Raw genomic sequence first — 13,925 nt, 5'->3', positions numbered from 1 at the left:
CCTTTTTGTTATCTGCAATGGACCATCAATGAGCCGGATCGCTGCGCCACCTTCGCGTCAGCAGCACCACGCCAAAATACACCAGCAAACCCAGCGCAACCGCAGGCGCCGTCAGCAGACACAATAGCGAGACCCAAAAATAGGGCAGTTGTCTTGGATGTAGCCAACGTTGATGGCGCGCCCGCCCTTGCATATGCTTTCCCCTGTCAACGACGCAATGTGGTCGCTCCCTGCGATCTTTGTCACCAAAAATCCGTGACCGAAAGCACACAATACGCCAATGGCACTGCCAGATCACGACCCGTGCCCATACACTGCGCTCCTCGGCCAATGATAGGGACTCACTATGGATAATTTGTACAAGAAGTTTGGCACAAAATCATTGAAGATCTGTGAACACGGGATCTTAATTATCATCGCCATTGCCACCCTGTTTGCGATCGGGGATGAGGTCAAAGTAATGATCGAGCGAGGCAGCGTCACCCTGGCCGATCTCCTGCTGATGTTTATCTATCTGGAAGTGTTGGCCATGGTCGCCAACTATGCAGAGGTGGGCAAGCTGCCGATCAGAATGCCGATCTACATCGCCATCGTCGCCATCGCGCGCTACATCATTCTGGATATGAAAGGGATGGATGAATGGCGGGTGCTGGCCGTATCGGTCGCGGCCTTGATCTTGGCGATCACCGTGCTGGCGATCCGCTATGGTCAACTGGCCTGGCCCTACCCCAAGGAGGAGAAGCCAGGCAGCGACAACAGCAAGCGTTAGTGATTACAGACGCGTGCTTGATTGAGGATATAGCCGTCCGCTTGCGGTACGATCTTCTGCGCCTTAACTAGGAAAGCCAACAGGGCTTCGATCTCCAGATCCTGCAACTTGCAGGTATGAAAGCGCGCTTGCTCACCAAACTGTTGGTGAGACAATGCCGCCATCTCTGCCAGGGTTTTGGCCTGATCAGAGTTTGCCAGTAGCCCTAAAAATTCGTGCGCGTGTACACTAGCCATGTCCGGCTCCTCACAATTAAAGTTGCATTATGATAGCAACTTTAATCTATCCAGAGGAGGGATCACGATCAAAGTTTTTTCACCAATGAGGTTTCATGTCTCCGGACCTGCTCGACACCTTTGAGCTGATCGTCAAGCTCACCCAGCAAATGAGCCTGTACTTGGTGCTCGCCTATCTGCTGACCAAAACACCGGTTTTACGCCCGATGGTGGATCTCGCGGTGCACTTGCCCCATAAACTGATCCTCTACGTGACCTTCTCCCTGTTTTGCATCATGGGGACCTACTTTGGTGAGCAAACCCACGGTGCGATCGCCAATACTCGGGCGATGGGCGCGATCCTATCCGGCCTGCTCGGCGGTCCGGTTACCGGCTTTCTGGTCGGTCTGACCGGCGGTTTACACCGCTACAGCCTGGGGGGGTTTACCGATCTGGCTTGTGCGATCTCCACCACCTCAGAAGGCCTGTTTGCCGGCTTGATGCACCTGCGCCTGCGCCGCTCCAGTCAGCTGGAGGAGCTGTTTAATCCACTGCGTGTGTTTGTCATTGCCCTGATTGCTGAAATGATGCAGATGATGATCATCTTGCTGGTTGCCCGCCCGTTTGGCGAAGCCTGGGCCCTGGTTCAAACCATCGCGCTGCCGATGATGCTGGTCAACTCGCTCGGTGCCGCCTTGTTTATGAGTATGATCCGCGATCAACGCACCATGGCAGAAAAGCTCTCCACCGCGCACTCGGCCAAGGCCCTTAAGATCGCTGAGCGTACGGTCGGGATCCTGGCCGGCGGTTTCAATCAGGAAAACACCGCGCGGATCGCCCGGATCATCTATCAAGAGACCAATGTCAGTGCGGTGGCGATCACCGACAAAGACAAGCTGCTGGCCTTTATCGGTACCGGGGATGATCACCACATCCCCGGTACACCGATCTCCTCAAGCTTAACGTTGGATGCGATCCACCAGAACCGTGTGGTGTTTGCCGATGGCGTCGCCCAGCATTATCAATGTTCGCTGTCGAATAACTGCCAACTGGGCTCCAGCCTCATCGTCCCGCTCCGAGGCGATAACGAGGTCATCGGCACGGTCAAGCTGTACGAAAAGAAGCAACGGATCTTCCTCAACCTCAATCAGACATTGGGTGAAGGGATCGCCCGCGTGCTTTCCAACCAGATCCTGCACGGCCGCTACGTTGAGCAAAAAAGTCTGCTCACTCAAGCCGAACTGAAGCTACTGCACGCCCAAGTCAGCCCCCACTTCCTGTTTAACGCACTCAACACCTTAGCCGCGATCACCCGGCGCACGCCGGATAAGGCAAGACCCTTGATCCAGGATCTGGCCGCCTTCCTGCGCGCCAACCTCAAACGCGGCACCGGTGAGATCACCCTCCGCGAAGAGTTGGAGCACATCCAGCACTACCTCACCATTGAGTTGGCCCGCTTCGGCGATCAACTGCAGGTGGAGATCCAGGTGCCAGAGCAATACCAACACATCAGTTTGCCGACCTTCACGTTGCAACCTCTGGTGGAAAACGCCATTAAGCACGGTACCTCAACCCTGCTTGAACAAGGCAAGATCCGGATCTGGGCCGAGTCCGATAACGATGATCTGCTGCTCACCGTCGAGGACAACGCCGGCGCTTTCCCTGCCGAACCCAAAGAGTCCGATGGCCTCGGCCTCAACATCGTCAACCGACGGATCAAAAGCATCTACGGCGAAGAGTTCGGCCTGACAACCCATTGCATTCCAGACCAACAGACCCGAGTCCAAGTTCGATTACCAAGGAACCCCGAATGACCATACGCACCCTGATCATTGACGACGAGCTGTTGGCTCGGGATGAACTGGCGAGCCTACTTGAGCCCTTTGATGACATCGAGATCCTGGGTGAAGCCGCCAACGCCATCGAAGGCATGGCGATGATCAATCAATTCCAGCCGGATCTGGTCTTTGTCGATATCCAGATGCCCAAGATCACCGGCATAGAGATGTTGTCCATGTTGGATCCCGAGCGTATGCCCTACATGGTATTTGTCACCGCATACGACGAGCACGCGGTCACCGCATTTGAGAAGAATGCCTTTGACTATTTGCTCAAGCCGGTCGCGCCAGAGCGTCTCAGCAAGACCTTGGAGCGAGTGCGCGTGGCTCGAACGCCACCCAGCATTGAACCGCTGATCGCAGAGCCACTGCGCCACCTGCCCTGCATGCGCGGTAAGACCCTCAAGGTGATCCCCATCAGCGAGGTCGAATATGTCTTTTCCGATCTCTCTGGGGTTCATGTTGCCACCGCAACCGGCAGTTTTTTTACTCAATTGACCCTTAAGACCCTGGAGCAGCGCAGCGACCTGATGCGCTGCCACCGCCAATACCTGATCCAGGCCCACGCGATCGCCGAGATCCAACTTCAAGAAGGCGGCGGAGGCGAGATCCTAACCCATGCTGGCCAGGCCGTTCCGGTCAGTCGACGGTATATGAAAGCCATAAAACAGCGATTCGGATTCCAATAAGTAGGTTTTTTAGTCACATCCGCTATCGCCGACTACACTTTATTCGAACCCTTTTGGGAACGCATCAGTTCATAGGTAACGAGAGGTAGTGGCATGTCTTTAACCAAGGCCGATTTGACCAACCATTTGGTCAACCACCGTCAACTAAAGGTGGCGGAAGCGAGGGAGTTGGTAGACACCTTTTTCGAGGAGATCCGCGGATCGCTGGAACAAGGAGAAGACGTTAAGCTAAGCGGGTTTGGCGTCTTTCATTTACGCGACAAAAACGCCAGGCCTGGTCGAAACCCCAAAACCGGTGAAGAACATGAGATCAGTGCACGCCGTGTCGTCACCTTTTCCGCCGGGGGCAAGCTCAAAGGCCGAGTCGCCACATTAAAGGCGTGAACAAACAACTACTTTAACGGGGGCGAGCCAATCGCTCGCCCCCATCGCCCATGACCGTCCACACCCGCTTACAAACTTAATATCACCTCTTATCGATTTAGACTGCCGCTCACGTCTCATTGAAAACCGCTAACGGGTGCTATCGACCGCTTAGTCCCGTCAAGCTACCGTTCAGTAAACTTCTTCAGCATCCTATTCCCAGACCCGTAAAATTCGCCCCGTTGATTGTCTGAGGAACACTATCATGCTTTGGTTTATATTCTGCGTCGCGTTATTGGTCGGCGGTTACTTTTTCTATGGTGCCTTCGTTGAGAAGGTTTTTGGCATTAATGAAAACCGCCAGACCCCGGCCTTTACCAAGGCAGACGGTGTTGACTATGTGGCCATGCCAAAACACAAAGTCTACCTGGTACAGCTATTGAACATCGCCGGTGTCGGACCTATTTTCGGCCCGATCATGGGTGCCTTGTATGGCCCAGCGGCCATGCTGTGGATCATCGTTGGTTGTATCTTTGCCGGTGCCGTACACGACTACTTCTCCGGCATGTTGTCCGTGCGTAACGGTGGCGCCTCCGTACCGACCATCGTTGGTAAGTACCTGGGTAAACCTGCCAAACACTTCATGAACTTGTTTGCTATCGTGCTGTTGCTGCTGGTGGGTGTGGTATTCGTCTCTGCTCCAGCGGGTATGCTGACCAGCCTGATCAACGAGCAAACCGATCTGACCGTGACCCTGAGCACCATGGTAGGGATCATCTTCACCTACTACGTGATCGCCACCATTGTTCCGGTTGATAAGATCATCGGTCGCTTCTACCCATTCTTCGGTGCCCTGCTGATCTTCATGTCCGTTGGCCTGGTATCCGCACTGATCATCTCCAGCGAGCACACTCTGATGGGTGGCTACGAAGTCGCTGACATGTTCACTAACCTGAACCCGAACGACATGCCGCTGTGGCCTGCGCTGTTCATCACCATCGCTTGTGGTGCTATCTCTGGCTTCCACGCCACTCAGTCTCCGCTGATGGCCCGCTGCATGGAAAACGAAAAGAATGGCCGCTTCGTCTTCTACGGCGCCATGATCGGTGAAGGTATCATCGCTCTGATCTGGTGTGCACTGGCCCTGTCCTTCTTCGGTAGCATGGATTCGTTGGCCGCAGCCGCCGCCAACGGTGGTCCAGGTGCCGTAGTCTACGAAACCTCCTTCGGTTTGCTAGGCGTGTTCGGTGGCATCATCGCCTTCCTGGGTGTGGTTATCCTGCCGATCACCTCTGGTGATACTGCGTTCCGCTCCAGCCGTTTGATCCTGGCTGAATACTTCAACCTGGAACAGGTACAGATCAAGAACCGCCTGCTGATCGCTGCGCCCCTGTTCACCGTCGGTGCCATCCTGACCCAAGTTGATTTCGCTGTTATCTGGCGCTACTTCGGCTTCGCTAACCAGCTGACCGCTGCGATGATGTTGTGGACCGCAACCGCCTACTTGGCCCGTGCGGGCAAGCTGCACTGGATCACCTGTGTTCCGGCGATGTTCATGACCTCTGTTGTTGTAACCTACATCCTCAATGACAGCGGCCTAGGCTTCGGTCTGCCGATGCAGATCTCCACCGCCTGTGGTATCGTTACCGCCGCCGTTGTTGCCTTTGTGGTTGTCGGTGTGTTGGGCAAGCAAGCCCTGCCAGAAGACGCGAAAGCCTAAGAAATAGAACTATTTCACGTCTGATACCAACGGGACCTTCGGGTCCCGTTTTTGTTGCCGTTCAGAAAAGCATCCGCCCATCCAAACGCCATTCACAGGCGACCCTAACCCGACTCTCTGCTCGCCGCTGTGCCCATTATCGGCACCACCAACGCACCTGGTGCGCTCCCACAATCAAACCCGAACCGCTGCAACCGCCTCAGTCTGCGACATCGGGCTCCGCAAGCCCAACGACGACGCGCTCAGACGGCGTGACCTTGCCATGTCCAAGTCTTCGCTCCAGCAACACCGCTCGAGCCTTGGGCACAATGACGCCTCTATCGCCAATGTGTAAGGCATTGTAAGCAAATGCAAAGAAACCACACTTACACCACACAACCTAGCAAAAACAGTCAAATCCTCTGCAATTTGCCACTCAATGGTCCATTCTCCCAACGTGCTCAAATTGCACACACCCCTCTCGTTCACAAGTAACATTCACCGCTCCTATTGGTAAATTTGTGTTACCCATACAAAGCAATTAAAAACAAAAACTTAACCTGAGCCCAGCTCATAACACTTATTCCCATCTCGAGCGGCTAGATCCCCCCCAAAAAAGCCCTTACCGTGAGCACCTCTTTCAACAATCGGCCATAGAAGCCGTACTTGAGAGCCTCGCTGCCGAAGCCGGTAGGCAAACGTTCAGACAACGTCAACGTCCGCTCTGGCGAAGCCGCGAGAATAAATATCGTCGTGTTCAAAACGCAGTAAGTTGAGCCAAGGAGTCGGCACTAGACCGAACCCGGGCAAACATGGAAGAGGTTGATAGATGAATAACGCAATGCCCCGCTTAACCCCCGTCGCCGCCGGTATCGCACTCCTTCTTGCCGGCAATGCCATGGCAGAGGAACAGACAGTCGCAATACAAGATGATGTAGAAGTGATCCGCGTGTCGGGAACCCGTGCTTCTCTGAGTGAAGCGCTGAATGAGAAACGCTTTAATGATGCCGTCGTCGATGTGATCGCCGCCGAAGACATCGGCGTTATGCCCGACGCGGACATCGGCGACTCCCTCGAACGCGTATCCGGTGTTGAGGTTGAGCGTGGCGAAGACGGCACCGCCAACCAGATCAATATTCGGGGCTTGCCCGGTCACTTTACAAAAACCCTGTTTAACGGCCGCACCATCACTACAGCGATGAATGCGAATCGCAATTTCTCTTATAACATGATGCCTTCGGCATTTGTCTCTCAGGTCTCGGTACAAAAAAGCACGTCCGCCGATCTGGAAGAGGGTGGGATCGCCGGTACAGTCGACCTCCGTACACACAGAGCACTGGATCGTGCGGATGCGACAACCCGAGTTATCTTGAAAGGCACTCAACCCGGCAATAGCGACGAGTGGGGTCCGGACTTAAGCTTCATCCACACGAATAAGTTTGCCGACGACACAATTGGGCTGTCCTTCGGCGCTAACTACCTAGAAGAAAATAATGCTGCCCAATTCACTTCGTCGGCTAACATGGGGTCCGCCCATCTTAACTCTGACGACGGCCTGGTGTTTGCCCCTAACCAGATCCGAGCAGAACTCAAAGACAATCAGCGTGAGCGCGCTGCCGCATTCGTAAACCTAGAGTGGCGCCCCAGCGACAACCTGTCCCTGTTTGCCGAGTCCTTCTATACCCAATATCATACCGAAGAGAACCGACAACGACTGACCTTTGAGACGCGTAACAAGCCCCTTAACGGCATTCACGATAGTGTTGACTACTGCTTTGATGTCGAGGGGCAAGGCGAGCGCTGTGATACATATCTAACTAATTTTTCAATCGGTAACACCGCTGCGCTGGTCGACAGCACGCCCATTCAGCGCGACGATGAAGTCTGGTTAAACACCTTCGAAGCCCAATATCGTACGGGCGACTGGACCATTGATGCCGGAGTCACCTTCTCACGCTCAAATCAGGTTTGGGACAGTGTCTTACTCAATGCCCGCACCAACAACAACTTTGATATGACCTTTGACGGTACCGATGGGCCATGGCGTTTCTATTTCGACGATGTACGTGGCTTCGACGGAACTGCGGCCGACTATTTGATTGACGGCAACAATTACACCATGGGCAGGGCTCTCAATGGCAACAACGCCCTTAATGCGGCACAGGTAAGCACTGAAACAGAACGTAACGCCAACGCCTTTGATCTGGACTTCACCCACGATACCTTTAAAGAGTTCGGAGCCTTTAGTCTCAATAAAGTGCGCTTTGGTTTTGCTTATGCCGAAGAGGAATCGTTGCGAGTCAACTACAGTAGCGACGGGCAATTAACCAATGCTCAATTACAAGAGTTCACCGACCAGTATTCCGATAACTACATCCCTGGTTTTAACACCGCAATACCTAAGAGCGGGAGTTGGTTTAGCAACTATGGCTCCAACGGCATGATGCTGCCATTCATGACCCCGGATGTGGATCACTTCTTCGATAACTTCTCCATGTCAGACCTGAGAAATTACTTAAGCGATAATGATCGACTCAAGGAAAAGGTTAACAACCTGTACGAAGACACATTCTCTAGCTACTTCCGAGCCGACTTTGGTATCGGTTACGATTTAACCGGTAACATCGGCGTGCGATATACCCGTACAAAGCAAACCCAAGAGGGCGTAATAACCGACTGGCAACAAGGTCTGCGCTATAATGCCGAGCTGGATAAACTCGAGCTTAAAGATGAAAATCTTGAAAATATCGTCTCACGCAGTAACACCTACGACTATTGGTTACCCAGCCTAAACCTGAATTACGCCTTGCGTGACGACATGCGTCTTCGCTTTGGTTTAGGCCGAACCATGTCTCGCCCCAACAAAGATGATTTGGAGTTGAGTACTACCCTTAACGGGAATTTGGAGACCGGAACGCATACTATCGCCACTCAGGATCCAGACCTACAGCCATTCACCTCCGACAACATCGATCTGAGCTGGGAGTGGTACTACTCGGCAGAGTCTATGCTGGCTGTGGCTTACTTCCGCAAAGAGATCGATGGCTTGGTGAGAACCGTTGATTTTTATGGTGCAGGCAACTCACTCGACATCGACTGGGGCGGGTACGAGCCACAAGATGTCGAAATCAACCTGGCGCTGAAGACCAATGCCGATACCGTCAACCTGCAAGGCTTTGAGATCAATTATCAGACGCCATTTGATTTTCTGCCCGGCCGCCTGTCCAATACTGGTATGAAGAGTAACTACACCTATATTGATAATTCCAACCCCGAAATTGTGCGTGCTTCAGCCCGTCACAATACCAACTGGACGCTCTACTACAGTGAACGCAAGTTCGATGCCCGCGCTTCCTGGAGCTATCGTTCTGGCTATTTACAGGATGAGCAAGAGCGCTCATATTTCGAAGATGGCAACGCGGCAGGCAACAACCCGCACGCCTATTACTACCCGGCTAGCTATGTAGAGAGTCAAACTCGATTGACCCTCAGCACCTCTTACCGGCCAATAAACAACCTGCGTCTGACTTTGGCGATGAGTAACGTCACCGACCAAGGCCAAAACACCTACACTGATATTGCTGGTGTGCAAGTCGCCCGTAGCTTTAAAGACAACGGCCGTCGCATCAATGCCGGCGTGATCTTTAGCTTCTGATAGAAGGCCTTTTCTTTAACCAAAGAAAACCTAAGCGGTGCCCTCGGGCACCGCTTTTTATCACCAGCAAAACCGTAAAATGGCTTAGCGTAACTGCTTGCACTGCCCTGTACTAAATCGCACCGCCGCGCTACACAACAAGACGCTTAACCACGTCCGCTCAGCCCTTGGTTGCAACACCAAGAGCAACCGCTCACCTTGCGCTAACCAGGCTTGCACCCGCCCCACATCAGCCTGAGTCACCCAGTGGACACTGGCATCGCGACGACACAAATTCAGCAGTTGCTCGTCCGCATCGACGCTCAGCAATATCCGATCCAACTGCTGCAACGGTGCCATCGCATCGATGGGCAATAAACCCGGCTGCTGCGCCGGATCGATCAGATAAAGCGTACCGGAGTGCTTCGAGCTGCCCTCTGCGCTCGTCAGGATGGCCTCGCTGTCACTGCGCCAACCCAAGCCATTGGCCTTAAGGAACCGCTCCCACACCGCTCGGGGCTCGGAGCTATGCCGCTGAACCCGTTTACGCTGGCGACCGATGAATCGGGCCAATTGACCCATGCTGCTCGGTAAACTCGTTTCCAGCCAGGCCCGCAGCATCCGCACCATCACCGGCGCCGTCCCTTCGCTGCCGATGGCAACCACGACGGGACTGCGATCAACCAACGCGGGTGTGATCACGCTGCAGGCCTCGGGATCATCAACCACATTGACCCAGATCTGCATCTCCTGGGCCTGGTGCGCCAATTGCCGGTTGAGCGCGGCATCGTCCGTCGCCGCGATCACCCCTTGCTGCCCCGCCATCATCACAGGCTGATACGCGCTGCAAATATGCTGCACCCGACCTTCCGCAACCAGGCGCTCTATGCTCGCCACCAGCTCAGGCGCAACCACCGTCAATTGAGCTTGGGTTCGCGCCCACAACGCCAATTTACGGGCCGCAACCTCACCGCCGCCCACCACCAAAACGGAAAGGCTCTGGGTATCGTGAAACAAAGGAAAATAACGCATCAGGCTTCCGGCTCCGCCCCACAACGCCAGCAGATCTCAAAGTGACCATCATTCTGCTCACCACAATCGCTGCAAGGCCAAGGGGCCAGGCTTTGTTGATAGCGGCGCAACACCTGCAGCGCCTTGTCACGCTGCTGCTGCTCCACCAACAAGCGGATCTCCTGACTCTCCATCGGTAACTCACCGGCGGCGCCGCCCAGAGCCTCCCCTAACGTTCGAACTAAGATCCCATCGTGCTCCAATGCTCCTTTAACCGCATTGGCTTCCAGCACATTGGCTGCTCGGTACAACTCAACAAAACTATCCATGCCGGACCATCCTCCTCGTCTCCATGGATAATGCAGATCAACGTCAATCTGCCACTTCCCTGAGGGTACGACAGCGCTCACGAAGAGCAAGCGTTATCGCCCCATCCCCTCACATTTTTGCTTCCTGAAGATAACCAAAAGCCACCCCGAAGGGTGGCTTATCAAGTCAATTTCCAGCGCTTAAGGCATCAAGGGATCTTGATCCGCGCCCTCTTTCTCGATCACCACGGGCATCATATGCTCTTTGGTGATCCCCAAGCGAATGGAGGTATAGCTGGCCACGTAAATGGAGGAGTAGGTCCCGACCGCAATCCCCAGCAGCAACGCTGTCGCGAAACCGTGGATCATGGTGCCACCAAGAATGAACAGCGAGATCACCACAAACAAGGTGGTCCCGGTCGTAATGATGGTTCGGCTCATGGTCTGGGTCACTGAGGTGTTCACCACGTGCTCAGGCGTGCCCTTGCGCATCTTGATGAAGTTCTCACGCACCCGGTCAAATACCACGATGGTATCGTTGAGCGAGTAGCCCACCACCGCCAGTACCGCTGCCAGTACGGTCAAATCGAACTCCAACTGGAAGAAGGAGAACACACCCAGGGTCAGCACAACATCGTGCACCAACGCGGCGACAGAGCCCACAGCCAGACGCCACTCGAAGCGAAACGCCACATACATCAGGATGCAGATCACCGCAGCGATAACCGCCAGTCCACCCTGCTCCTGCAGCTCTTGACCGACCTGCGGGCCAACAAACTCAACACGCTTAACGACAGAACCATCAGAAACGGCTTTAGCAGCCGCTTCAACGCTGGCCACCAATTCATTGCCAGAGCCTTCACGAGGCGGCACACGAACCAGAATGTCGCGGGCGCTACCGAACTGCTGTACCACCGCACCGTCAATGCCTTCGGCTTCCAATGCTTGACGCACTTCACTCGGTGAGGTCGCCGCATCGTAGCCGATCTCAACGACGGTACCGCCGGTGAAATCCAAGCCCCAGTTCATGCCCTTAATGCCCAAGCTGGCGAATGAGGCCAACATCAACACGACCGACAGGACACTGACAAACTTGGCGTGTTTGAGGAAATCGACGGTGCCTTTGAGGTTTAAAATTTGAAACATCGTAATGGCCCCTTAAATATCCAATTTCTTCAGACGTTTACCGCCCCACAGTGCGTTAACTACCGCACGGGAAGCAACAATCGCTGTGAACATGGAGGTCGCGATACCGATCATCAGTGTCACCGCAAAACCCTTCACCGGACCAGTGCCGACAGAGAACAGGATCAGTGCCGTGATCATGGTCGTGATGTTGGCATCGGCAATGGTGGAGAACGCATTGGCGTAGCCTTCGTGGATGGCTTGCTGAATGCTACGACCGGCGCGGAGCTCTTCACGGATCCGCTCGAAGATCAGCACGTTGCCATCCACCGCCATACCAACGGTCAAGACGATACCGGCAATGCCTGGCATGGTCAGAGTGGCGCCCGGGATCATCGACATCACGCCCACGATCAGCACCAAGTTGCCCACCAACGCACCCACGGCGATCACGCCGAACTTGCGGTAATAGATGGCCATAAAGATCACCACCGCCAACATACCCCACATCAACGCGGACTTACCGTTGTCGATGTTCTCCTGACCCAAAGAAGGGCCAATGGTACGTTCTTGCACGATGGTGATCGGTGCGATCAGAGCACCGGCACGCAACAACAGCGCCAGGTTTTGCGCTTCTGCTGGGCTCTCCTGACCGGTAATACGGAAGTTACGGCCCAGGCGCGCCTGAATGGTCGCAACGCTGATCACCTCTTCGTTTTTATCAAACTTGAGGCTGCCATCGGCGTTACGCTCACCGGTGGAGCTGTACTCGATAAAGACGGTCGCCATGCCTTTGCCGATCGCGTCCTTGGTAAAGTCCGCCATCTTGTTGCCGCCGGCGCCGTCGAGGCTGATGTTCACCTGAGCACGACCGTTTTCATCGAAACCGGACTGCGCCCCGGTGATATGATCACCGGTTAGGATCACCTGCTGCTGCAGCAACACGGGACGGCCATCTTTGTCTTCGTACAGCTTGGTACCGGCAGGCACCAGACCACGCAGCGCAGCATTAATGTCTGCCCCCTCAGCCACCATACGGAACTCCAAGGTCGCGGTAGCGCCCAGGATCTCTTTGGCGCGCGCAGTATCCTGAACACCCGGCAGCTCAACGGTGATCCGCTCAGCCCCCTGACGCTGAACCACCGGCTCAGCCACACCCAGCTCATTCACACGGTTACGCAGAATGGTGATGTTTTGGTTCAGGGCGTAATCTTTGATCTCTTTGAGGTACTCAGGCGTCAGATCAGCAGAAAAGCTCAAGCTGTCGCGGTTGGAGAACTCCAGATTCGGGTACTTTTGCGCCAGGAACTGGCGCGCCTTACTGGCCACATCTTCATCGCGAAAACGCACTTCTACGCCGTGCGGCGCAATACGAACGCCGGAGTAACGCAGACGCTCTTCACGCAGGTCGGAGCGGAAGTCGGTGACGATCTGATCCTGCTGCTTGCGGATCGCCTCGTTCATGTCTACTTCCATCAGGAAGTTCACACCACCGCGCAGATCCAAGCCCAGCTTCATCGGATTACCACCGATGGCCGCCAACCAGCTCGGCTGAGCCGGTGCTAGGTTGATCGCAACAATAAAGTCGTTACCCAGCGCCTGTGCAACCACTTCCTGAGCACGACCCTGCTCTTCGGTATTACTAAAACGTGCTTCGATCAGGCCGTCGGCCATCACCACACTTTTGCTCTGTAAGCCGGCTTCCTCAAGGGAGCTGCGCACCTGATCCATGGTGGACGTAGTCAAGGTGGCATTCCGGCTAGCAGAGATCTGCAGCGCCGGATCTTCCCCGTAAAGGTTTGGCAAGGCGTAGAGCGCACCGATAGCGACGATAAACATCACCATCAGGTTTTTCCACATCGGGTATTTATTCAACACGCCGCTGTCCCCTAAAACGAAATTGGAACAAAGCCGCCGTTATCTTCGGCGGCTTTCAATAATTACAGCGACTGAATGGAGCCTTTCGGCAGCACTGCACTGATGAAATCTTTCTTGATGGTCACTTCGGTCTGGTCATTCAGAGCGATCACCACGTAATCGTTGTCTTCCTTAACCTTGGCGATCTTGCCGACCAAGCCGCCGGAGGTCAGCACTTCGTCGCCCTTAGACAGGGACTCAACCAGGCTCTTGTGCTCTTTCACACGCTTGTTCTGTGGGCGCAGGATCATGAAGTAGAAGATCAGGCCGAAAACCGCCAGCATAATCATCATCTCAATACCGCCACCCTGTTGTGGAGCGGAGCTGGCGTAGGCGTTTGCAATAAACATAGGGAAC

General features: G+C 54.5%; 13 protein-coding genes. 6 read left to right on the top strand and 7 right to left on the bottom strand.

The features are described 5' to 3' along the window. Window positions 1–25 precede the first annotated feature (25 nt). Window positions 26–193 carry a hypothetical protein gene (locus tag ABEA08_RS16700; RefSeq protein WP_345336512.1) on the bottom strand — a complete coding sequence of 56 codons (168 nt, stop codon included), beginning with the start codon at window positions 191–193 and terminating at the stop codon, window positions 26–28. A 153-nt stretch (window positions 194–346) separates the two neighbouring features. Here ABEA08_RS16700 and ABEA08_RS16695 point away from each other — a divergent pair, with 153 nt between their 5' ends. Then, complete coding sequence (locus tag ABEA08_RS16695; RefSeq protein ID WP_345336511.1) at window positions 347–769, top strand: phosphate-starvation-inducible protein PsiE; 423 nt, start codon at window positions 347–349, stop codon at window positions 767–769. Here the strand turns inward: ABEA08_RS16695 and ABEA08_RS16690 are convergent. Then, complete coding sequence (locus ABEA08_RS16690; RefSeq protein WP_345336510.1) at window positions 766–1,005, bottom strand: YecH family metal-binding protein; 240 nt, start codon at window positions 1,003–1,005, stop codon at window positions 766–768. The genes ABEA08_RS16695 and ABEA08_RS16690 overlap by 4 nt on opposite strands. Window positions 1,006–1,100: 95 nt before the next feature. Between ABEA08_RS16690 and ABEA08_RS16685 the strand changes: the two genes are divergently transcribed. The 5 genes from ABEA08_RS16685 to ABEA08_RS16665 all read left to right on the top strand — a co-directional run bounded on the left by ABEA08_RS16685 (window position 1,101) and on the right by ABEA08_RS16665 (window position 9,228). Next, window positions 1,101–2,798, top strand: coding sequence for a LytS/YhcK type 5TM receptor domain-containing protein (locus ABEA08_RS16685; protein WP_345336509.1), 1,698 nt, complete (start codon window positions 1,101–1,103; stop codon window positions 2,796–2,798). Beyond that, window positions 2,795–3,511: a two-component system response regulator BtsR gene (gene btsR, locus ABEA08_RS16680; RefSeq protein ID WP_345336508.1), complete on the top strand. Its 717-nt coding sequence runs from the start codon at window positions 2,795–2,797 to the stop codon at window positions 3,509–3,511. Before ABEA08_RS16685 ends, btsR begins: the two co-directional genes overlap by 4 nt. 93 nt (window positions 3,512–3,604) lie before the next feature. After that, on the top strand, window positions 3,605–3,895 hold the full coding sequence (locus tag ABEA08_RS16675; protein WP_345336506.1) for an integration host factor subunit alpha: 291 nt from the start codon (window positions 3,605–3,607) through the stop codon (window positions 3,893–3,895). Window positions 3,896–4,139: 244 nt separating this feature from the next. Continuing rightward, window positions 4,140–5,594: a carbon starvation CstA family protein gene (locus tag ABEA08_RS16670; protein ID WP_345336505.1), complete on the top strand. Its 1,455-nt coding sequence runs from the start codon at window positions 4,140–4,142 to the stop codon at window positions 5,592–5,594. A gap of 808 nt (window positions 5,595–6,402) precedes the next feature. Further along, the gene (locus ABEA08_RS16665; protein WP_345336504.1) at window positions 6,403–9,228 is read left to right on the top strand and encodes a TonB-dependent receptor; all 2,826 of its coding nucleotides are present in this window, start codon (window positions 6,403–6,405) and stop codon (window positions 9,226–9,228) included. 84 nt (window positions 9,229–9,312) lie between these two features. On the opposite strand, the gene ABEA08_RS16660 is transcribed toward ABEA08_RS16665, so the two are convergent. From ABEA08_RS16660 to yajC, 5 genes are all read right to left on the bottom strand, one after another. Continuing rightward, window positions 9,313–10,239 carry a precorrin-2 dehydrogenase/sirohydrochlorin ferrochelatase family protein gene (locus ABEA08_RS16660; RefSeq protein WP_345336503.1) on the bottom strand — a complete coding sequence of 309 codons (927 nt, stop codon included), beginning with the start codon at window positions 10,237–10,239 and terminating at the stop codon, window positions 9,313–9,315. Beyond that, window positions 10,239–10,547, bottom strand: coding sequence for a putative signal transducing protein (locus ABEA08_RS16655; protein ID WP_345336502.1), 309 nt, complete (start codon window positions 10,545–10,547; stop codon window positions 10,239–10,241). The genes ABEA08_RS16660 and ABEA08_RS16655 overlap by 1 nt, the downstream gene beginning before the upstream one ends. Before the next feature lie 180 nt (window positions 10,548–10,727). Further along, window positions 10,728–11,672 carry a protein translocase subunit SecF gene (gene secF / locus ABEA08_RS16650; protein WP_345336501.1) on the bottom strand — a complete coding sequence of 315 codons (945 nt, stop codon included), beginning with the start codon at window positions 11,670–11,672 and terminating at the stop codon, window positions 10,728–10,730. Window positions 11,673–11,684: 12 nt separating this feature from the next. After that, window positions 11,685–13,529 carry a protein translocase subunit SecD gene (gene secD, locus ABEA08_RS16645; RefSeq protein ID WP_345336500.1) on the bottom strand — a complete coding sequence of 615 codons (1,845 nt, stop codon included), beginning with the start codon at window positions 13,527–13,529 and terminating at the stop codon, window positions 11,685–11,687. A 62-nt stretch (window positions 13,530–13,591) separates the two neighbouring features. Next, a complete protein-coding gene (yajC, locus tag ABEA08_RS16640) occupies window positions 13,592–13,918 on the bottom strand; it encodes a preprotein translocase subunit YajC (RefSeq protein ID WP_345336499.1) in 327 nt (108 codons plus the stop codon). Window positions 13,919–13,925 lie beyond the last annotated feature (7 nt).

Source organism: Ferrimonas pelagia (genome assembly GCF_039543565.1).
In the GTDB taxonomy this organism is placed as follows: Bacteria; Pseudomonadota; Gammaproteobacteria; order Enterobacterales; family Shewanellaceae; genus Ferrimonas; species Ferrimonas pelagia.
This window is presented reverse-complemented; position numbering and strand designations above follow the sequence as displayed.